Below are 20640 nucleotides of genomic sequence, written 5' to 3'. Positions count from 1 at the left end.
CTGTCCTCCTCCTGCCCGGCCCTCCTCATACTCGACCCGGCTCGCATCACTCGATCTGGACGATACCGTTGCGCCGTGTATGTCACCGACCTCGAGCACGTCCTCCACCTGCCCGACGACGCACCCGGCCCTGCCCGGCGACTCGCCGAACAGACGTGGGCCATCGTCCGTGCCGCCACGGCGGGTGCGGCAACGACCCGGTGGGTCAGTGCGCTGCCGTGCCGTCGACGCCCGGGGCGCCGCCCGTGTCCGGGCCGGATCGTCGTGTTCCGCAACGATCCCGCACAGCCCATCGAATGGGTCTGCTCGTCCTGCGGCGACGACGGGATCATCTCCAACTGGGCGGGATCACCGTTCGATCTGCAGGAGATCGGTCTGGACCCGGACTTGCCCGAACACCCGATCGTGGTGTCCGACGCGACCCTCACCGTTCTCCGCGACATCGACCTGCTCGACGTCGACTGCGAGCGCCTGGTGTTCGGCGCTCGATTCGAGGACGGGCACACTGTGCTGTCGGCGAGCGACGACGTCTTCGACGAGCTCATCAACTTCGTCGCCGGCGAGGCGAACCACGAACCCGACCGGCGGCGCCGCCGACGCGTCGATGCCGCATACGACGAGCTGGTTGCGGCGCAGCGAGATCTGCCCGATCCCGCGACCGGTACGCCTCCCCGTGGTCTACCCGAGATGGACGTCGTACGCGTGCAACGGTGGTGTGCGGCTCGCGTCCCTGAGCGAGTTCGTGACCAGGTACGTGTCGAATGTGACGTCACCGCAGAGCATCTGACCATCGTCGAGTACCGCGCGCCGTGGAAACCGGACCGGAACCCGGACTGGAGTCGCGCACCCGTCGCTCGACTGCACTACGCAGACGAGCAGGAGGTGTGGACGCTGTACTGGCGCGACCGCGACCTGCACTTCCACCGCTACGACCAGGTGCCACCCTCCCGGTTCGTCGACGACCTCCTCGCCGAAGTCGACCGCGACCCGGCAGCCCTCTTCTGGGGCTGAGCCGACGTTCGGCACCCGCAGCGCACCGCCCGGCCGTGGTCGTCGTCGGGAAGCCACCCGTACTCGTCGCATCCGCTGCACTTGGGTCGAGGTGAGGGCCGGTCGGGCAACTCCCGCCACGTCGGGAGCCACGCCTGCACGAACCGGGCGGGGGAGTGCGGTTGGTGTTGAGCCCGCGCCGACGCGACCAGCGCATCCACACCGCATCTGCCGATCAGATCGGCCACCTCGGATCGTCCACGAGCGTCGAGTTTGCGGAAGCTGGCCGTCAAACCGGCAGCGCGCAGGCTCTCGGCGAGCGAAGCGAGATCGTCGTCGGTGGGTGCGACCGCCGCCGCGTCGTTGCGATTCGGTCGGCGGCGCGGTGCGCTGCGTGACGCGCAGCCACGTGCTGCGGTTTCATCTTGTGGTTCAAGGACGGTTCGGGTGACACCGGAGTCACCCCGTCGGCGACGGCTCGTCGCCCCGTGCGTGACGCGCCTGTCGCCCCGTGGCGCAGGGCGGGGTGACGGTTCGTCGGGTCGGTGCATGATCAGGTGATAGCTGATCGGGCGACGGTCGGCGCGCGGGATTTTCGCGGCGACGATGCGCTGATCACCCAGGGCGATGAGTCCCAGTTCGACCAGCGCGGCGAGGCAGCGTTGCACCTGCCGCTCACTCATCCGCGCATACGCGGCGAGTGTCGCCACGGACGGATAGGCGTCTTCGCCGGTGCGCGACGCATGATTGGCAAGCCCGATCAACACCATCGTCAACGCGGGCGCCGACGGCATCCCGGCGGGTGTGGGCGAGGGGATCGCAGCTTCGGTGAGCGCCCAATTGAGCGCCTCGATGCTCACGCGAGCGCCTGGACGCGGAGATGGGCATAGGTATGCTGACGCATGTTCGACTCCTGTGATAGTCGGACATCCGGTCCGTCGCGAGGGCCTAATCTCGCGGCGGACCTTCATATGGGTCATCACCTGCGTGCGTGATGAGTGCCCGCCATCCTGCCACCGCGCCGCACGGCAGGTCAACGGCGAACCGCCGGAGGGCCGCGACGACCCTCGGTGGTGCGAACTCGGCACAGCCAGCTCATGTTTCCCGCCGAACGGGAAGAGCTCTGTCGTGCCCGCAGACCCACGTTCTAGCCTCGTCACACCAACCGATCGGTGACGTGCATCACAAATGCCCAGGTGTCGCCGGTCAACACAGTGCAGAGGAGAACCGTATGAGCGCCCGCGTGCCCGTCACTCCGATCGACGCCGCCGACATCACGACCTACGACCACGAGACCGACGTCCTGATCATCGGCTACGGATGCGCAGGCGCGTCGGCCGCGTTGGAGGCGGACGCCGCGGGTGCCGAAGTGATGCTGCTCGAGCGTCAGAGCGGCGGTGGCGGATCGTCGGCGCTGTCGGGCGGCGAGATGTACCTGGGTGGCGGAACCCCGATCCAGGAGGCGTGCGGCTTCACCGATACAGCCGAGGACATGGAGAAGTTCCTCCTCGCCGCGCTCGGCCCCGACGCCGATCAGGAGAAGGTGGGCCTCTACAGTCGCGAAAGTCTCGCGCACTACCAGTGGCTCGTCGATCACGGTGTGCCCTTCAAGCCGTCGCTGTGGGACTCGCCGACCTGGGTGCCGCCCACCGACGACGGCTTGATGTGGATGGGGGAGAACTCCTACCCGTTCTGCGAGATCGCCGCACCGGCCCCGCGCGGACACCGCGTCACCTCCGAGGGCTTCGGTGGCAAGGTACTCATGGCAGTGCTCAGTGAGGCCGTTGCGAAGTCAGGTGTCGACGTACGCACCGACACCCGCGCACTGCGTTTGGTGATGGACGGCGACCGGGTCGTCGGTGTGGTGGCCCGGCACTTCAACGACGTCGTCACCTACCGTGCCCGCCGCGGCGTGATCGTCACGACCGGCGGCTTCGCCGACAACGCCGAAATGGTGGCGCAGCACGCGCCGCAGCTTGTGGGTCTGGGAGTCAACAGCGACGGCGGTGACGACGGTCGCGGCATCGTGATAGCGCAGGCCGCGGGGGCAGCCGTCAAACACATGTCCGCCGGACAGGTCGGGATCTCCCTGGTGCCGGGAATGCTGGTGCGCGGCATGATTGTCAACAGCGTCGGTCAACGGTTCATCAACGAGGACGTCTATCCCGGTCTGGTCGGTCAGGCAGCGCTGTTCAAACACGGCCTGCGCGTGTGGGTGATCCTCGACGAGGAAGCGTACGAGGAGATCCCGGTCGACGAACGGTGGGGTGTGCGACCGCATTTCGTCGCGGAAACCCTCGAGGAGCTCGAACGCGAGGTCGGTATGCCGGAAGGTGCATTGCAGACCACAGTCGGCGAGTACAACCGCTTCGCCGAACACGGCGAAGACCCGTACTTCCACAAGGCGGCGCGCTGGTTGCGTCCGCTGCGGTCGCCGTTCGCCGCAATCGACGTCCGACGCGGTATGACGGCACCGAGTGACGGCGGTACCGAGAATGGTGGCGGCGCAGCCGTGTTCACGATCGGTGGCCTGCACACCACAGTCGACGGCAACGTTCTGAACCTCGACGGAAACACAATTCCCGGACTGTTCGCGGCCGGTCGCGCAACGTCGGGTCTTCACTCGTGGGGCTACATCAGCGGTACATCGCTCGGCGACGGCACCTTCTTCGGCCGGCGCGCGGGGGTGACTGCCGCGGGTGAGTAGGTAGGGTGCGGTGTGCCGGTGGCATCGTCCTTCTCCCGTGGCACTGCGCAGGCCGGCAGCGACATCGACATCCTCGTCTAGATGGATCGCGCGGATGGGAACCTGCTCACGCGGGCGTCCGGGGTCATGGAAGAGGCCCGCGCACTCTTCGGCCGCGACGACATCGACGTGTTTCCGGTCCAGTTGCTCGAGCGGCCGATTGCAGCGTCAGCACTCGAGGACGCGGTCGCCCTGTGAGCCGCGACGCCGGTCAGCGCATCGCCGACGTCCTGCATGTCATCGACCGATGCACGCGGTCCGTCGTCACGCTCGACGACGGAGGCGCCGATCTCGTCCTCGTCCACCGGTGCCTACCTTCCGCCCTTGCTGGAGCACTGGGTCAGCACGTTGCAGCCGGGGTGTCCGAGTCGGGATCCTGAACCGTTGGCGCCCCGGGGTGCACTCCGAGGCTGTGTCCGGCCAACCCCGTGCCCGGAACTTCGCGAGCACGCTGAAATCGAACCCGGGATCGGACGACTCCATTCCCAGCGCATATTCCCAGTCGATCGCGGGTGCCGCCATCTCCGCGGCGCTGGCGGGTCGGGCAGACATAGCGTGCGTTCGACGAGTCCGTCACTAGCGCGGTGACCGCGGCCGAGGGCGGCACTGCGATCGGTGATTTCCAGATGGTGCAGGCGATGTCGCCGACCAGTAGACCGGTGTGATGGCGGGTCGGGCGCTGGTGCGTGACGCCGGTCGCGCGTGGGTGGAAGATGCCGATTGGCGATCGCACAGTCGGGCTCGAAGCTGTACTGCACCGAGATGGCGGGCAGCGCCGCTAACTTGGCGGTGCAGATTTACTGGGGAAGAAGGCAATTGAGGGAGGTCGTCGTCGGGCGGGGTGTTCGTCGCGCCGGTATGGGTCGTTCACGGGGCGCTGGTCTGGCCACGTACGACTGTCCGTGTCGGGCTGGTCCGAGTGGCGGCGTTCACCCGCGACGAGCGCGAGTCCACCACTCGAGCTGAACCACCTGTCGAGAAGAGGACGCCCTTGCGCCGGATGTCGGAACTTTGCATCAAGGACTGACCATATGACCAAACCATTGTAAATGGATAGACCAAAGTGTTAGCGTTGCCACGGAGCGTGTGATTCACCTCTCAGCGCGTCGATTGTGCTCATCACGAGACCGACGCACCCAGGGGTGGTTGATCGCACTGAAATGTTTCCGCGACGAAAGGGCTTTGTCGGTGAGTCACGTGATCACGCAGAACTGCTGTAATGATGCGAGCTGCGCTGCCATGTGCCCAGTGAACTGCATTCATCCGACACTGGATGAGCTGGCGTTCGTCTCGACCGAGATGCTCTACATCGACCCAGAGACCTGCATCGACTGTGGAGCCTGCGTGGACGCATGCCCGGTAGAGGCGATTGTGCCGGACTATGACCTCGACGAAGGCGATGAGGTATACGCCACCTTGAACGAGGCTTACTACCTCGAGGATGGCCGTCGGGACTATTCGCCGACGCCGCAGCAGCCCGCAGTCGCATTTGGCGAGAATTCCGGCGCCGCGCCCATTCGCGTCGCTGTGGTCGGGTCCGGGCCCGCGGGGCTCTATGCAGCTCGCGACTTGCTCACCCGCCCCGGTATTGAGGCAACGGTGGATATGTACGAGCGCCTGCCTGTGCCCGGAGGTCTCATCCGCTACGGAGTGGCGCCCGACCACCAAGAGACAAAACTAGTCACGTCCGAACTGTTCTCGATCATGGGGCACTCCCGCTTCCGCATAATGCTCGGGATCGAGATCGGTCGGGATCTGACCCATGAGGATCTCGTGCAGCGCTACCACGCTGTCATCTACGCCACGGGAGCGACAACGGACCGCCGGCTGGGGATTCCCGGCGAGGATCTGTCGGGCTGCATGTCAGCGGCGTCGTTCGTCGCCTGGTACAACGGGCACCCTGATGCGGTTGACGTGGACCCCGATCTCGATACCGAGAGGGTTGTGATCTTCGGAAACGGCAACGTCGCCCTCGATGCTGCTCGCATTCTGATGTCGCCCGTGGACGACCTCTCGCGCACCGATATCGCGGACCACGCCATCGACAAGCTTAGGACGAGTGCAGTTCGCGAGGTGGTGGTGGTCGGTCGACGCGGTCCGGCGCAAGCTGCGTTCTCCACTCCAGAGCTCCTTGGGCTTGTACGGGCCCCCGGATTCGATGTGCTCGTCGAAGCTGACGACGACGCATTCGAGAGCGTTTCCGGCATGTCCAACCTAGTGGCATTCAAGGTGAATGTACTGGCAGATCTGCGTGACCGAGTAGCTGAACACGATCGCAAGATCGTTCTGAAATTCAACGCATCCCCCGAACAGCTCCACGGCTCCGGCCGGGTGGAAGGGGTGAGCATGCGGATCAATCGTGTCGAGGAGAGCTCGAACGGTCGCACGATCGCCGTACCCACTGAATCGGTCGAGAAGATCGACACGACTTTCGTGCTGCGCTCAGTGGGGTACCTCGGCACACCCATCGGCAAGTACGCGTTCGACGAACCGCGAGGAGTCGTCCGCAGTCGGGCAGGCCGTGTCCACGACGCTGCCGGTGTCTACGTCACGGGGTGGATCAAGCGGGGGCCCAGTGGGGTCATCGGATCGAATCGGCTGTGTGCCGAAGAGACTGTCACGTCCTTGATCGCCGATCATCTCGATGGCCGTCTGGCAACGCCGGACAGTGTGTATAACACTGTACCGCAACACATCTCGCGTGCAGGATGGGAGCGAATCGACACGGTGGAGCGCGCCCTGGGGCGAGCTCAGTCGCGCCCGAGAGTCAAGCTCGTAGACATCTCACGAATGCGAGACGTCGCAACTGAAGTCTGATCGGTATCACGCAATAGATCTGATCAGTGTGAGGCAATCAAACAGCCCCAAGACATGGAGGAAACTCGGTGAGCACCGACCAAGATCAGACCAACATCGAGGCGTTGAAGAACTTCGACATCCTCGACCCGGAGAAGCGGGCCAAGAAATGGGAACTTTTCGATACCGCGCGAGCCAAGTGCCCGGTCATCCACTCGGAGGCCAATGGTGGCTGGAACATCGTCACCCGCTATCAAGACGTGCGTTACGTTCTCGAGCATCCCGAGCTGTTCTCGTCGACTGAAGCTGCACTGATCTCCTCCGGAGTGAATCTCCCCCCGATCGACATCGACCCGCCGGAGCACGGCGACTATCGAAAGGTATTGAATCCGTTCTTCTCTCGGAACGCATTGAAGAAGTTCGAGCCTGAGATGCGCGAGTCTGCGGGTAGGCTCATCGACGCTTTCATCGGGGACGACAAGTTTGAAGTCCTTTCGCAGTTCTCCGGGCCTTATGTCGCCGACATCATCGCGGCGGTGGTCTTCAGCGAGTTCGATTCCGATGAACTCGACGGAGCTCGTGCTACGTCGGCGCAATTGGCTCAGAATCCGACCCCCGAGGCATTCCAAGGCTTGTTCGCGACTGCTCAGGCTTACCTCGCGAAGGTTAAGGAGCACGGGGCTGCCGAAGACGGTCTGGTGGGACGCCTGATGTCTTTGGAGATCCAGGGACGTCCGATCACTGACGAGGAGCTCATCGGTGCGCTCGCGATCGTCTTACTCGGTGGACTGGATACGACTCGGGCCTCGATCGGAAACATCGTCTATCGGATGACCGAGAACGAAGGTCTCGAGGATCGCCTGCGTGATCCCAGCTGGATTCGGCGCGATCTCGATGAGCTTCTGCGGCTCGACACCCCGATCGGTGGGCAGGGACGACTCGTTCTCGAAGACACGGAGATCAACGGGACGAAACTGAAGAAGGGTGATCGGGTCCAGGTGCGCCTCGACTCCGCCAATCGGGACAGCGAACAGTTCCATGATCCCGAGTGTCTCGACTTCGACGAGATCCGAGGCGGCCACATGACCTTCGGTCTCGGGGTACACCGGTGCCTTGGCTCCAACATGGCCCGGCTTCAGATCGAAGTTGCCTTCGATGAATTGCTACGCCGTGTGAAGAACTTGCGGTTGGCTCCAGACGCCGAGGTCACATGGATGCCGGGCTTCATCAACACGCTGGGCGCCATTTCTGTCGAATTCGATCGAGTTGACTGATCCATGGCTTCGATCGAACTCGACACGAAACGTTGCCAGGGCCATGCCCGGTGCGTGGTGCTGGCACCCGATCTCTTCGACGTCGATGACGACGGAGTGGCATCGGTCCTGAAGCAACCGGAGGGCTCGGCCGAGGAGACCGACGCGAAGGAAGCAGAGCTGAGCTGTCCGGAGGCAGCTATCAGCCTCACCCAGTAGGCGTCCTGCAGGCCGGTTCGAAACAGCTGTACGCCCACGGGTGATCGACCACGCGGGCTCGAGACGGCAGTGGCGCCGTAAACAGAAAGGTACTTCTTCCGTGACCGACAAATTGCTTCCCGAGGTAGAGAAGTTCATCAGCAGAGATCGGCAGCAGCTGATCGGTGACGAGTGGCTCGATTCGTCCAACGGCGAGTGGGTCGAGACCGTCAATCCGCATACCGGACAGGTGATCACGCGAGCACCTGCCGGCACCGCAGCAGACGTCGACAAAGCCGTGCGGTTCGCTCGGCGCACGTACAAAGAAGTGTGGTCGAAGACGACGCCCTTCGAGCGTGGGTACCTGCTCAATCGGCTGGCCGCCCTGGTTGCTGAGCATTCCGCCGAACTCGCGCAATTGGAGAGTCTTGACGTCGGCAAACCAATCAGCCTCGCCAGCGCCGAGACTCCTGGGGTTGCCGCAATCATCGAGTACCACGCCGGCTGGGCAACCAAGATCACCGGTACAACGCGCGAGTTGTCGATTCCAGGGCAGGAGTTCCACTCGTACAGCCTGCGTCAGCCACTCGGCGTCGTCGGCCTGATCGTGCCGTGGAACTACCCGGTATTCGAGGCGGCCTACAAGCTCGCTCCGGCTCTCGCCGCAGGCAACACAGTCGTGCTAAAACCGGCCGAACTCACGCCGCTCAGCGCGCTCCGACTCGGTGAGCTCGCGCTCGAAGCCGGATTCCCGCCGGGTGTCGTCAATGTCGTCACCGGCTACGGCTCCGAGGCGGGCGCCGCCTTGGCCGCGCACGACGACGTCGACAAGGTGTCGTTCACCGGCTCGACGGAAGTTGGCAAAGCAATCACTCACGCCGCCACCGGCAACCTCAAGAAGCTCACACTGGAGCTGGGCGGGAAGAGCGCGAACATCATCTTCGCCGACGCCGACCTCGACGCCGCGATCGCCGGATCGGCGATGGGGATCTTCGCGAATTCCGGGCAGGTCTGCGTCGCGGGTTCACGCCTGTTCGTCCACAGCTCGGTCTATGACGATGTCGTCTCGGGCCTGAGCGCGCAGGCTTCCGGTTTGGTTGCCGGTGACACTCTCGACTCCGCAACCACTCTCGGACCACTGGTCTCGACCAAACAGGCTGAGCGTGTGCACGGCTTCATCACAGAGGCCGCTGCTGAGGGGGCCTCGATCGTCACTGGAGGATCCATTGGCGCGAACGGGACTTTCGTCGAGCCAACGATCGTAACAAACGCCGGTGTCAAGAGCCGAATCGTCGACGAAGAGGTCTTCGGGCCCGTGGTTACCGTCATTCCCTTCGACGACGACGATGCCGTCCTCGCACAGGCCAACGACAACAAGTACGGCCTGGCGGCAGGTGTGTGGACCAGCGACCTGAGCCGCGCCCACCGCTTCGCGAAGCGACTCGAAGCGGGCATCGTCTGGATCAACACGTGGCACACCTCGGACTTCAGCCTGAGCATCGGTGGTGTCAAGCAGTCGGGTTGGGGCTACGACCACGGGCATCTCGCGGTGCTGGGCTTCACCCATTCCAAGGAAGTAGTTGCACAGCTGTGAGTGATTCTATGAATGAGGAGAAGAAAGTGCCAGACAAAGTGATTGTGACTCTCTTGACGGTGCAGCTCAAACCTGGATCGAAAGATTCAGGCCTCAAACTGTTGTCGAACATCTTGGTCGAGACCCGCGGCTTCGAGGGTTGTATTTCGGTCGAGCTTCTCGACGACGCCGGTGACAGTGATCGCGTTCACTTGCTCGAACGGTGGCAGAATCCCGAGTCGCTCACCCAGTATCAGCAGTTCCGGGCAGGTGACGGCGCCGCAGCCCTCGTCGAGCTTGCCGAACTGCAGGAAGGGCCGCCTTCCGCGGTCAGCGGACGCGTCCTGGGCGACATCTAGTCGGTTGTGGGAGGGGGCGTCTGCGACTCATCGCCCCCTCCCTTCAGGGACCGAGACATCATCGGTCGGCCAAGGAAATTCAGATCTCAAGATATTCAGAATCTGTTGTGGTTTGCGCAGGTAGATAGTGACTCTGCTGACTGGGGACGGAGACGTCTGGGGCGAAGTCTGCGGATAGTCGGCGCATTCTCGCAGCAGGCGTATTCACCATCGAAGTCACTCGAAGCGGAGAAAGCCATGTCCAACGTCAACCAAGCTCAGGCCCCTCTCGGGCTCAGTACCGTATTCCCGTCCTACGGCATCGGGCGAGACCCGGGCGCGATCCGCGAGTACGCTCAGACCGCGGAATCCCTGGGCTATGAGCACATCATCTGCTACGACCATGTCGTCACCGACGCGGCTCCCGTCGACGGTGACCCGGTGCAGTTCGACGTCAAAGCAGAGTTCCACGAACCGTTGACGACCTTCGCTTACCTCAGTGCGGTCACGTCATCGATCGAGTTGCTCACGGGTGTCATCGTGGCACCTCAGCGACAGACGACCCTGCTTGCCAAGCAGATCGCCGAACTACAAATCCTCTCCGGTGGTCGTTTCAACCTCGGTCTGGCTGTAGGATGGAACGCAAACGAGTACCAGTCCATGGGCATGTCGTTGTCGAATCGCGGTGCCCGATTGGACGATCAACTCGCGGTCATCCAAGCACTCCTCGAGGACGAGGTGGTTGAGGTCGACACGGAGTTCCACTCCATTCCGCCGGTGTCCATGAACCCGAAGCCTCACGTGTCCGTGCCGGTGTGGTTCGGAGGCATGTCGCCGAAGGCGTTCATGCGGGGCGCGAAACACGGCACCGGATTCATTTATGTCACCTCTCCCACACGGCCGGAAACGATGCAGATGCTGTCCGGCGTCCAGCAGTGCCTGGCTGCAGAGGGTCGAGACCAGGCCGACGGCTTCAAGCACCTCGCGCTTGTCGATTTCGCTGACGGTGAGGAGTCGTGGGTCCAGAGCATCAGCGACTGGTCCAACCACGGCGGGACTCACCTCGCAATCCAGACGATGGACCTCGCCAACGGCGATCCTAATCAGCGCAAGAACAATTTCGCCACTCCGGAGCAGCACATCGAGGCGCTCGAAACATTCGCCAAGGCCACACACCTCGCGGACTCTCTGGTCTGAACGAGGGCAGCGCGAGAGAAGGCGATCCTAACCCGCCTCCAGAAGAGTTGAGGATGTCATGAGTGCTGTGCGAAACGACGACAGAGTCCACGTCGACTATGATTTGCCGACCTCATCGAGCGATCTGACCGCCGCCTGGATGACCGAGGCACTCCAGGACGCCTATCCAGGTGTGGTGATCGACTCCGCGGAAGTTGTACAAACCATTTCCGGGACGTCGGACAAGTACATCTTCGAGCTGGTCTACGCGGGTAATGCCCGTCCTCCCTCAGCTCCAGATCGGGTCTGTGTGAAGGGAGCTTTCAACCATGCTCTGCGTGAGCTGAACCTCGGTAGCGCAGACCGCCGTGAGGCCGAGTTCTATGGCCTCATAGCTCCCAAACTCGGCATCCCCCTTCCTGTGGTCTACTATGCGCGAACGAATGTGAAGCAGAACCAGGGAATCCTGGTCTTGGAGGACCTGACGGCGCGGGGAGTCAGGTTCGGCGATGTCCAGGTACCTTGGTCAGTCGACGAGGTGGCCGCCGCACTCTCGGTCTTGGCGAACCTACACGGAGCCACGTGGAACAACGCTGCACGTTTCCCATGGATTGGCACCTCGAATCCTCTGCGGGAGTTTACTGAGGTCACATTCAGCGTCGACTACTGGGACTCGCACTTCTCGAGTCCTCTGGCCCCTCAGCTGCCGGTCTCGATGCAGGATCGCGACGCTATGCGCACGGCTCTTGATGCGCTGTGGCGAGTGCAAGACGCGATGGGCGAGACCACTGTCTGTCACGGTGATCCGCACCTGGGAAATGCCTATTTCGACGAATCTGGAAATCCGATTGTAATTGATTGGCAGAGTGCGTATTCGGGACCAGGGGTCGACGACGCGTCATACCTGGTCGGCGGCGCTCTGGCGGTCGAGGACCGCCGGGCTCACGAGCGCTCACTCCTGACCCACTACTTGTCCGAACTCTCCTCGCGTGGAATCGATCTCGACCCTGAGCAAGCGTGGATTGATTTCCGGCTCCACCACCTTCATGGGTTCGGCTGGGCCATGGTCGATCCGCAGATGCAGAACCCGGCCCGTGTCGCCGCTATGACCGAGCGTCACGTTGATGCCATCGCCGACCACGATCTGATCGAGCTCATCCGAAATGACCCGAGAGTCTGATGATCTCACCGTCAGCTAACTGTGGTCGAAAGACGTTGCCACGAAAGTAAATGCACTCAACTTCGAAGGAGATCTGATGGGTCAGCTGGACGGAAAAGTCGCGCTGGTGACCGGAGCGGCACGAGGTCAGGGCCGTTCGCATGCGGTGCGTCTTGCCTCGGAGGGGGCGGACGTCATCGTGGTAGACCTTTGCGGTCAGATCGATACCGTGTCTTATCCCATGGCCACCAGTGCTGATCTGGCCGAAACGGTCGCTGAGATCGAGTCCCTCGGTCGGAAAGTGAAGGCTCTCGAAGTCGATATCCGCGACAGCGCGAAGCTGAAGGCGGCAGTACTCGATGCTGCCGCGGACCTCGGCGATCGGATCGACATCGTGGTCGCCAACGCCGGAATCGCGCCGTTGGCTGTGCACGAGGCCGACCCGGATCAGGTATTCCGCGACGTGGTCGACGTCAACCTCACCGGCGCATGGAACACCGTGCGCGCGGCAACCAACCTGATGGTCGGAGGTGGGCGTGGCGGATCGATCATTCTCGTGAGCTCGGTGGCGGGTTTGAAGGCATTCGGAGTCGACATGATGGCAGCTGCCGAGGGGTACACGGCATCGAAGCACGGCGTCGTCGGTCTGATGCGGGTGTTCGCACGCGAACTCTCCGAATTCGGTATCCGGGTGAACACCGTGCATCCGTCCGGGGTTTTCACGCCGATGATCGACAACGAGCAGATCGGCCAGGTGTTCGAGAAGTACCCGGATCTGGGCGAGTCGCAGAAGAACGCGCTACCGGTCGAGAACGGAATCCTGGCGCCCAGTGACATCAGCAATGCAGTGGCGTGGCTTGCATCAGATGAAGCCCGCTACGTCACGGGTGTGGCGTTGCCGGTCGACGCCGGGGCGCTGGTGCTATAGGTGGGTGCGATCGGAGAGCGCGGCGCCGAGACCGGTGCAGGTCCGGCGAAGCGCGACGCGCAGCACGAATGGCCGGACCCGGTCAATGTGCGAGTCCTCGGCGGTCTGATGGTGGAAGGGGAGTCGTCGGTTCGGGCCTAGTCATGCGAGCGGACGACTTGTCGACGGCATCGCCCGAATTCGTCGGGCGACTCGTTGGCAATGGGATGACAACGGTCATCGATCTCAGGTCGGCACCTGAGGTCGAGCGAACGGGGAGAGGGCCATTGGCCGCTCTCGACACCACCTATCACCACATACCGCTCGTCGCCGAAGCTGCCGGCGACCCGCAGCATCTGGCGGCGCACTTGGGCGAGTTGGACAGCCGGCGCGTTGGCGAGTGGTACGCCGACCTGGTCGAGGGTGCAGCTGCGCGACTCGTCCTCTGCCTGAACAGTCGCCCACTCCGGCACAGGGGTTATCTTCCACTGTGCGGCGGGTAAGGATCGAACCGGTGTGTTGGCCACGACCATCCTGCTCTCGCTGGGCGCCTGCTCCGCGGCGGTGGCCGACGAGTATGCGCTGACGGATGCCAACTTGGCGCGTTGTATCCGCGGGTGGCGCGCACACTGGGTACCGACCGACCCTCGGTCGTATGACCGGTGCGGTGTATCGCGCCGAGGCTGAGACGATGACGGCGATGATCGACACTCTCACCGAACACCACCGCGATCCAATCGCAGCGTTGCGGCGAGTAGGTCTCGATGGTGCTCAGGTGGCACGCCTCAGATGTGGTCTCGTCCGGCCCGGCCGGTGATGGTGAGACCTCTCGATAAAAATGTAAAACTATTCGACCAAAAATCTTGAAGGTTGCTCGCCCACGCGATACGTTCGAGGTAAATCGCGCATCCGCGCTGTCCGAGAAAGGGATCCGTACGCAATGGCCGTCACCCTTGACCAAGTCCATCGCCTCCTGAACCCCACGTCCATTGCGGTCGTCGGGGCCAGCGACCGCTCGCCGTGGTCCCGCGGCTTCGTCCGTAACATCCTCGAGAAGGGGACTTTCGGCGGCAACCTCTACATGGTCAACCCGCGTCGCGATACGGCCCACGGACAGCCCACCCACGCGTCGGTCGAAGCCATCCCGGCCGAGGTCGACCACGCGCTCATCCTCGTCGGTGCCACCCGTGTCCCGGACGCTCTGCGTGACGCCGCCGCAGCGGGCGTCCGTTCGGCGACGGTGCTCGCGTCCGGCTTCTCCGAGGCCGGCGCCGAGGGTAAGGCGCTGGGCGCCGAACTCCAGCAGGTCTGCGCCGACAACGAGATCGCACTCGTCGGGCCGAATTGTTACGGCTTTAACAACTACGCTGGCACGTTCGTGTCCCGGTACTCGATCGATGTCCCGCCGGTCGCTGGCCGGATCGGTCTTGCGATCCAAAGTGGACAGCTCGGCGGCGCGGTCCAAGACGCGGCATTCGCCCGGGGGATCCCACTTCGATACCTGGTCAGCACGGGCAACGAACTTGTCGTCGACACCAATGATTACCTCGAGTACTACCTTGAGAGAGCCGAGATCAATGTCTTGGCGGCGGTCATGGAGCGCATCCCCGATCCCGCGCGATTCGCCGACATTGCAAGACGCGCTGTGGAAGTCGGGAAGCCGATTGTAGTGCTCAAACTCGGTCGGTCGGCCGCGGCGAGTCGGATCGCAGTCGCACATACGGGCTCCATCACCGGGTCGGACGACATCGTCGACGCCTTCCTCTCCGGACTCGGTGTGATCCGCACGGACAGCCCAGAAGAACTCGCCGAGACGGCAGGATTGCTCGCGCGCCTCGGTTGGCCGTCAGGCGGCCGGACGGTCTTCGCCGGCTTCAGCGGCGGCGCCTCCGGGCTGTTCGCCGATCAGGCCGCCCAGACACCGCTCGAGATCGTCGATCACAGTGCGAAGACCCGGTCGAAACTAGCCGAGGTCAGTGGACTTCCCCAGGAGGTGATCCACAATCCGTTCGACATGACCGTCGACGGCGGGATCCACTTCGCTGCGATAGCCGAAGCCCTCGCCGGAGCCGACACCACCGACATCGTTGTGATGCAGGGCCAGCCGAATCGTTCGGTGGGTGGCGCTGGTCTCGCGAAAGTCAATGCTGCACACGAGGTCGCCCTCATGTCTGCGGTACGCCGGGCGGGCAAGTTCGGTGTCTTCCTCGACACCGGGGACCACCAGCCAGGTCTCTCCGTCTTCGGACACGAGCCCTCGGACGGCGCGCATTACCTCTTGGGGCGGACTGGTGTGGTCAGCCTGGGAAACGTCGTGGAATACACACGCCGGCGACAGCGCCTGCTCGCGCAGGATCGTTCAGAGGTCGTGGAAGTGGATAGATCCTTGGTGCCCACTGCGCTGGGCTCGCGCGGGCTCACCGAGACCGAGGGCAAGCAGCTGTTGAGTGCGTACGGTATCGCTGTGACCGAAGATGCAGTCGCAACGACGCCCGACGAAGCTGCCAAGTTCGCCGAGTCCATTGGCTTCCCCGTGGTGATGAAGATCGTCTCGCCGCAGATCACACACAAATCCGAGGCTGGAGGCGTAGTGACCGGCGTGGCCTCTCCCGACGAGGCTGCCGCGACATTTGATAAGATCGTGGCCAACGCACGAAACTACAACGCGCAAGCGGACATCGACGGTGTCATCGTCAGTCAACAGGTGTCCGGGGGATTCGAGTTCATCGTCGGCATCGTGTCCGACCCGAGCCTCGGCCCAGCGGTGCTGGTCGGCCTCGGCGGCATTTTCGTCGAAGCGTTCAAGGACACTGCGCTGTTGGTACCGCCGTTTACCCGCTCGGAGGCCGCAACCGCTGTCGAGGGGCTCCGATCGGCGGCAATACTGGGCGGCGCACGCGGGAAGCCGCGCCTGGACGGAGACGCTCTGGTCGACACTCTCGTCCGGCTAGGACAGCTCGCCATAGATTATCGTGACGTCATCACCGAACTGGACATCAATCCACTGGTCGTGCTGCCAGAGGGAGACGGCGTCGTCGCCCTCGACGCGCTTGTCGTGACATAACCTTGTTCATCCCGTCGAACTGCTGACAACCGCGCTCGAAAGGCCGAGACCATGGCATCGGAGTACAAGTACATCACTTACGAGACAATCGATGACGGTGTCATCGCCGTGATCTCGTTGAACCGGCCGAAACAACGCAATGCGCAGAACCGCGGACTGCTGGTCGAACTGAATGACGCATACATGGCGGCGGAGTCGGATGACACCGTACGGGTCGTGGTCTTGCGTGGCGAGGGTGAGGTGTTCTCGTCAGGCCATGACCTGGGGTCCTCCGACTATGTGAAGGAATACACTCCCGGACCTGAACAGCACATCTCGTTCCGGACAGACGGCGGGACGAAGAGCGGCTCGGAGTTCCTGTGGCGCCAGGAATGGAAGTACTTCTTCGAATACACACGTCGTTGGCGAGATCTGCGCAAGATCACCATCGCATCCGTGCATGGCCCGGTCTACGCGGCCGCACTGATGCTGACCTGGTCGTGCGATCTCATCGTCGCCGACACCGACACGACATTCGCCGACGTCGTTGGCGCACGATTGGGAATGTGCGGTGTCGAGTACTTCGCGCACCCTTGGGAACTCGGTGCGCGTCGGACAAAGGAGCTGCTGCTCACCGGTGACTCCATCGACGCGGACGAGGCGTACCGGATCGGCATGGTCAGTCGTGTGTTCGAACCAGAACGATTGCGGGAGGACACGATCGCATTCGCACGACGGATTTCCGAACGGGCCAGCGCGACGTCGCTGATGATCAAGGAGGCGGTCAACCAGACGCAGGACAACCAGGGGTTCCACAACGCTCTCCAGGCCGCCTTCACACTCCACGAGCTCAACCATTCGCACTGGGCGATCCTGTCCGAGGGAAAGACGTATGCGCAGACACGCAGACTGGGTGGAATGAACTGGAAGGAAGCGCCCCCGATCCGTCCGAGCGAGAAGAGCAAGCCATGACGACTCCCGACAAGTTCCGGCAGGACCTGCGAAACTGGTTCGAGAACACGATCGACACCTCGCAGGGTGAGAAGTACATCGATCAAGCGGCTTTCCGCTATCAGGCCGCCCTCTACGACGCGGGATTTCTCGGCGCGACGTGGCCGACGGAATACGGCGGACGTGGTCTGGACTCCGAGTACCAGACGGTTTTCAACGACGAGTTCAAGAAGTACAGTTGGGCCTTCCGCAATTGGATCGTGACCATCGGGATTTGCGCTCCGCTGATTCTCGAGGCAGGCTCCGAGGAGCAGAAATCGCATCATATTCCGCGGATGCTCCGCGGCGACGAAATCTGGGGTCAGTTACTCTCCGAGCCTGGAGCGGGATCGGACCTAGCAGGCGTCACGACCCGCGCAGACCGGGACGGTGACGAGTTCGTCGTGAACGGCCAGAAGGTGTGGACGTCGGACGCATTGAACGCGCACTACGCGCTTGCTCTGGTCCGCACCGACGCCTCGCTTCCGAAGTACAAGGGGATGAGCATGCTCATTGTCGACCTGAAGGGTAAAGGCATCGACGTCCGGCCCCTCCGCGAGATGACAGGGCGGGCGCTCTTCAACGAGGTATTCATCGATGACCACCGTGAACCGGTGACCAATCTGGTCGGAGAATTCAACGACGGCTGGGCGCTACAAACTCGAATGCTGCACCACGAACGGATGGCGCTCAGCACGGGAACTACCGGATCGCGGATGGATCGCGATTCATTCGGTGGGATGCTCGAATATGCCCGGGACGCGGACATCCTCGATGTCCCCGACGTGCGCCACCAGCTGAGTGAAGTTTACATCCAGCAGCGTTTGCTCGACTTTCTCGGCGAACGAATCCGACGTGCTGCGGCGTCGAAGCAGAGAATGGGTCCCGTAGGATCGATTGCGAAGGTGGGTACCGCGACCGCGGCTCGTTCCGTGGCCGAGGCCGGTATGTCCATCGCGGGGCTCGAGGCGAGTGCATGGCGCGAGGGATCGAGTGCAGACCGCTACGGCAAGATGCTCCTCTCATTCCCGATGAAGGCAATCGCCGGCGGCACCACGGAGATCCAGAAGAACGTCATCGCCGAACGCGTGCTCGGAATGCCCCGAGAAGAACGGCCGGACAAGGACGTTCCGTTCAAGCAGACGAAGACGGGCGCGAGCCCCGAGAGTTCCTGAGAGTTCGTGGCCCTCACCCCGGACGAACAACCTTCCCCCACCCATCGAACCAGAGGTCTGTCGTGTCGTTTATCCCCGATGTTGAGTCGCCCGAGCGCGCTGCGCTCCGCGACTCGGTCCGTAGCATTCTCGAAAAGCGAAGTTCAGAAGCAGATCTACGACGCGCGATCGACTCCCGTGCTGGGTATGACACGCAACTCTGGACGGATCTCGCACAGCAGATCGGACTGCAGGGTCTGCTGGTGCCGGAGCAGTTCGACGGTGCGGGCGCCACAATCGAAGAAGTGCTGGTCGTCCATGAAGAACTGGGTCGCGCGCTGACGCCGTCGCCCTTCCTGTCTACCGCCACCCTTGCCGTTGCCCTGCTCAACGAGATAGGTGACGATTCTGCTTCCGCCGAGTACCTCCCTGCAGTTGCCGAAGGACGGAGCATCATCGCTGTCGCCCTGGGCGAGCACCCGGGGCATTTCGATGCTGAGCGCGTCTCGGTCACAGCGGAACTCAAAGAAGGCCAGTGGACGGTGGGCGGAGTTGCGCACCACGTGCTCGACGGAGTTGCTGCGGATGTGTTTCTCGTACCAGTGGTAGACGACAATGGCGGGGTCACCGTCTTTGCGGTCGATGCGACGTCTGAGGGAGTCGACGCGGAGTCGCTCAACGTTCTCGATCTTACGAGACGGCAGTCGGATGTCAGGTTCTCCGACGCACCCGCACGTCTCGTCGGCGATCCAGGCGCGAGTCGATCAGCAGTCGACCAGGCTCTCCTGCTGGCGACGTTGGCAGTGGTTGCCGAACAGACAGGTGGAGCCGATCACCAGATGGCAGCTTCAGTCGACTACGCGCTGACGCGCTATCAGTTCGGTCGTCAGATCGGTAGCTTCCAAGCGATCAAACACAAGCTGGCAGATATGGTTTTCGATTTGGAGCGGATGAAGGCAGCACTCGACAAGGCAACCCGCCGGATCGTCGAGGATGCGCAGGACGCCCCGCAACTGGTGAATCTCGCCAAAGCGTTCTGCTCCGAGGCATATTTCCGGATCGCGGCCGAGACAATTCAGATCCACGGTGGAATCGGATTCACCTGGGAACACGCTGCACACCTGTACTTTCGTCGAGCCAAGAGTGATGAATTGTTCCTCGGGCGGCCGCACGAGCATCGAGAAGCGCTCGTGGCTAAGCTCATCGCGACTTCGTAAGCTATCCGGGCGTGTCGGTCACACGCGGGCCGCCGGTCGACCGAACACGCGAAGAGGCAAAACGACAACAGCGGAGTGGCTGCCAATGTGACGGCCGCGCCTCTGTCAGATGGTCTTCGCGGTCTCCGAGTCGGTGTGACTACCCAGGAGTTGCTCCGCGTAGGTGTGCATGTGACGGCTCATTCTCCGGACGGCTGCAGCCGAGTCATGGTTGCGGATCGCCTCGGTGATCCGACGGTGTGCGGCAGCGGAGGCCCTCATGACCTCGACGTCGACGAACTCTTCGTTCTCGGTCGCGGAATGGATCGCCTGCGACAGGGCCCGCATCATGCCTGTGAGGATCTCGTTGTGACTGGCAATTGCTACTGCCACATGCCATTCCACATTGAGTCGGAGGAATTCCTCCATGTTCCCGATGGCGGCGTCGATGGCGTCGTTGGTGCGTTCCAGGAACTCCAAATCGGCATCGGTCCGATTGCCGGCAGCAAGTCGGGCGCAGCCGGGCTCGATGGCCTCGCGAGTGTCCAGGAGGTCTTTGACGTCGATCCGCTGCCCACGGATCACCAAGCTGATCGAGTTTGCTACCGACTCCTCACCGGGGCTGCGTACAAAGGCTCCTCCGGCCCGCCCCGACTTTATCTTGACCAATCCCTGGACTTCGAGGATACGCAGAGCTTCTCGGACTGTCGTGCGGCTCATTTGCGTCTGCGTCACGAGTTCGCGTTCTGGCGGCAAGACCGTGCCTTCAGCGAATTCGCCGCTCAGGATTCGCTCCCGGAGTTCGTTGGCCAAAACGTCGGAGGCCTTCGGCGCGGCCATGGGCGACAGTGTGATCGCGTCTCTGGCCGTGCGAGCGGGCGGCGTGGTGGTCATTCGACTCCATTTCGGTCCGATAATCATGCCAATAATACCAGGGTCGCGGTGGCGCTGTCGCGTTATCTTCGCCACGGTTTCGTGTTTGCCTGGTTCTGCGGGGGGGTGTCCCTATGGTTTTGTCAAGCGGCGGCAGCATCGGGTGTGCGGTAGAAGGTCTTGTTCTTCAGCATGGCGTAGAGGACGTCGCAGCGACGGCGTGCCAGACAGATCAACGCGGCATTGTG

22 protein-coding genes and 1 pseudogene are annotated in these 20640 nt (G+C 62.8%); 21 read left to right on the top strand and 2 right to left on the bottom strand.

The window, feature by feature from the left end:
- The first annotated feature begins 75 nt into the window (after positions 1–75).
- Entirely contained in the window at positions 76–1011 is a 936-nt protein-coding gene (locus ACZI8W_RS24565; RefSeq protein WP_463371144.1) for a DUF3024 domain-containing protein, read from the top strand.
- On the opposite strand, the gene ACZI8W_RS24560 is transcribed toward ACZI8W_RS24565, so the two are convergent.
- Positions 927–1850: a helix-turn-helix domain-containing protein gene (locus ACZI8W_RS24560; RefSeq protein ID WP_463371143.1), complete on the bottom strand. Its 924-nt coding sequence runs from the start codon at positions 1848–1850 to the stop codon at positions 927–929. The genes ACZI8W_RS24565 and ACZI8W_RS24560 overlap by 85 nt on opposite strands.
- A 371-nt stretch (positions 1851–2221) precedes the next feature.
- Here ACZI8W_RS24560 and ACZI8W_RS24555 point away from each other — a divergent pair, with 371 nt between their 5' ends.
- The 20 genes and pseudogenes from ACZI8W_RS24555 to ACZI8W_RS24460 all read left to right on the top strand — a co-directional run bounded on the left by ACZI8W_RS24555 (position 2222) and on the right by ACZI8W_RS24460 (position 19540).
- Complete coding sequence (locus ACZI8W_RS24555) at positions 2222–3697, top strand: FAD-dependent oxidoreductase (RefSeq protein WP_463371142.1); 1476 nt, start codon at positions 2222–2224, stop codon at positions 3695–3697.
- Positions 3698–3778: 81 nt separating this feature from the next.
- Entirely contained in the window at positions 3779–3934 is a 156-nt protein-coding gene (locus ACZI8W_RS24550) for a hypothetical protein (RefSeq protein WP_463371141.1), read from the top strand.
- Complete coding sequence (locus tag ACZI8W_RS24545; protein ID WP_463371207.1) at positions 3931–4116, top strand: hypothetical protein; 186 nt, start codon at positions 3931–3933, stop codon at positions 4114–4116. Before ACZI8W_RS24550 ends, ACZI8W_RS24545 begins: the two co-directional genes overlap by 4 nt.
- Positions 4117–4290: 174 nt before the next feature.
- Positions 4291–4576, top strand: a pseudogene (locus ACZI8W_RS24540) (acyl-CoA dehydrogenase family protein); the annotation flags it as partial.
- A gap of 399 nt (positions 4577–4975) precedes the next feature.
- Positions 4976–6553 (top strand): FAD-dependent oxidoreductase, encoded by a 1578-nt coding sequence (locus ACZI8W_RS24535; RefSeq protein WP_463371205.1) that lies wholly within the window; start codon positions 4976–4978, stop codon positions 6551–6553.
- Between the two features lie 68 nt (positions 6554–6621).
- Complete coding sequence (locus tag ACZI8W_RS24530; protein ID WP_463371140.1) at positions 6622–7806, top strand: cytochrome P450; 1185 nt, start codon at positions 6622–6624, stop codon at positions 7804–7806.
- 3 nt (positions 7807–7809) lie between these two features.
- The gene (locus ACZI8W_RS24525) at positions 7810–8004 is read left to right on the top strand and encodes a ferredoxin (RefSeq protein ID WP_463371139.1); all 195 of its coding nucleotides are present in this window, start codon (positions 7810–7812) and stop codon (positions 8002–8004) included.
- A gap of 100 nt (positions 8005–8104) precedes the next feature.
- Entirely contained in the window at positions 8105–9577 is a 1473-nt protein-coding gene (locus ACZI8W_RS24520; RefSeq protein ID WP_463371138.1) for an aldehyde dehydrogenase family protein, read from the top strand.
- A 26-nt stretch (positions 9578–9603) separates the two neighbouring features.
- Positions 9604–9915, top strand: a complete 312-nt coding sequence (locus ACZI8W_RS24515) for a putative quinol monooxygenase (protein ID WP_463371137.1) — start codon at positions 9604–9606, stop codon at positions 9913–9915.
- A gap of 237 nt (positions 9916–10152) precedes the next feature.
- Complete coding sequence (locus ACZI8W_RS24510; protein ID WP_463371136.1) at positions 10153–11091, top strand: TIGR03619 family F420-dependent LLM class oxidoreductase; 939 nt, start codon at positions 10153–10155, stop codon at positions 11089–11091.
- A gap of 58 nt (positions 11092–11149) precedes the next feature.
- Complete coding sequence (locus ACZI8W_RS24505) at positions 11150–12250, top strand: phosphotransferase (RefSeq protein ID WP_463371135.1); 1101 nt, start codon at positions 11150–11152, stop codon at positions 12248–12250.
- A 76-nt stretch (positions 12251–12326) separates the two neighbouring features.
- Positions 12327–13157, top strand: a complete 831-nt coding sequence (locus ACZI8W_RS24500; protein WP_463371134.1) for a mycofactocin-coupled SDR family oxidoreductase — start codon at positions 12327–12329, stop codon at positions 13155–13157.
- Positions 13158–13298: a hypothetical protein gene (locus ACZI8W_RS24495; RefSeq protein ID WP_463371133.1), complete on the top strand. Its 141-nt coding sequence runs from the start codon at positions 13158–13160 to the stop codon at positions 13296–13298.
- 2 nt (positions 13299–13300) lie between these two features.
- Positions 13301–13639 carry a tyrosine-protein phosphatase gene (locus ACZI8W_RS24490; RefSeq protein ID WP_463371132.1) on the top strand — a complete coding sequence of 113 codons (339 nt, stop codon included), beginning with the start codon at positions 13301–13303 and terminating at the stop codon, positions 13637–13639.
- 13 nt (positions 13640–13652) lie between these two features.
- Entirely contained in the window at positions 13653–13823 is a 171-nt protein-coding gene (locus tag ACZI8W_RS24485; protein ID WP_463371131.1) for a hypothetical protein, read from the top strand.
- Positions 13792–13953, top strand: a complete 162-nt coding sequence (locus ACZI8W_RS24480) for a hypothetical protein (protein WP_463371206.1) — start codon at positions 13792–13794, stop codon at positions 13951–13953. Before ACZI8W_RS24485 ends, ACZI8W_RS24480 begins: the two co-directional genes overlap by 32 nt.
- A gap of 123 nt (positions 13954–14076) precedes the next feature.
- Positions 14077–16200: an acetate--CoA ligase family protein gene (locus tag ACZI8W_RS24475; RefSeq protein ID WP_463371130.1), complete on the top strand. Its 2124-nt coding sequence runs from the start codon at positions 14077–14079 to the stop codon at positions 16198–16200.
- Positions 16201–16251: 51 nt separating this feature from the next.
- On the top strand, positions 16252–17151 hold the full coding sequence (locus tag ACZI8W_RS24470; protein ID WP_463371129.1) for an enoyl-CoA hydratase: 900 nt from the start codon (positions 16252–16254) through the stop codon (positions 17149–17151).
- Positions 17148–18344 carry an acyl-CoA dehydrogenase family protein gene (locus ACZI8W_RS24465; RefSeq protein ID WP_463371128.1) on the top strand — a complete coding sequence of 399 codons (1197 nt, stop codon included), beginning with the start codon at positions 17148–17150 and terminating at the stop codon, positions 18342–18344. The genes ACZI8W_RS24470 and ACZI8W_RS24465 overlap by 4 nt, the downstream gene beginning before the upstream one ends.
- Before the next feature lie 62 nt (positions 18345–18406).
- Entirely contained in the window at positions 18407–19540 is a 1134-nt protein-coding gene (locus ACZI8W_RS24460) for an acyl-CoA dehydrogenase family protein (protein ID WP_463371127.1), read from the top strand.
- 105 nt (positions 19541–19645) lie between these two features.
- Here ACZI8W_RS24460 and ACZI8W_RS24455 read toward each other — a convergent pair whose 3' ends face one another.
- The gene (locus ACZI8W_RS24455; RefSeq protein WP_463371126.1) at positions 19646–20413 is read right to left on the bottom strand and encodes a FadR/GntR family transcriptional regulator; all 768 of its coding nucleotides are present in this window, start codon (positions 20411–20413) and stop codon (positions 19646–19648) included.
- Positions 20414–20640 lie beyond the last annotated feature (227 nt).

The organism is Rhodococcus ruitaii (assembly GCF_055230935.1).
Note: the sequence above shows the minus strand (reverse complement) of the source record. Positions and strands in the feature narration are given on the sequence as shown.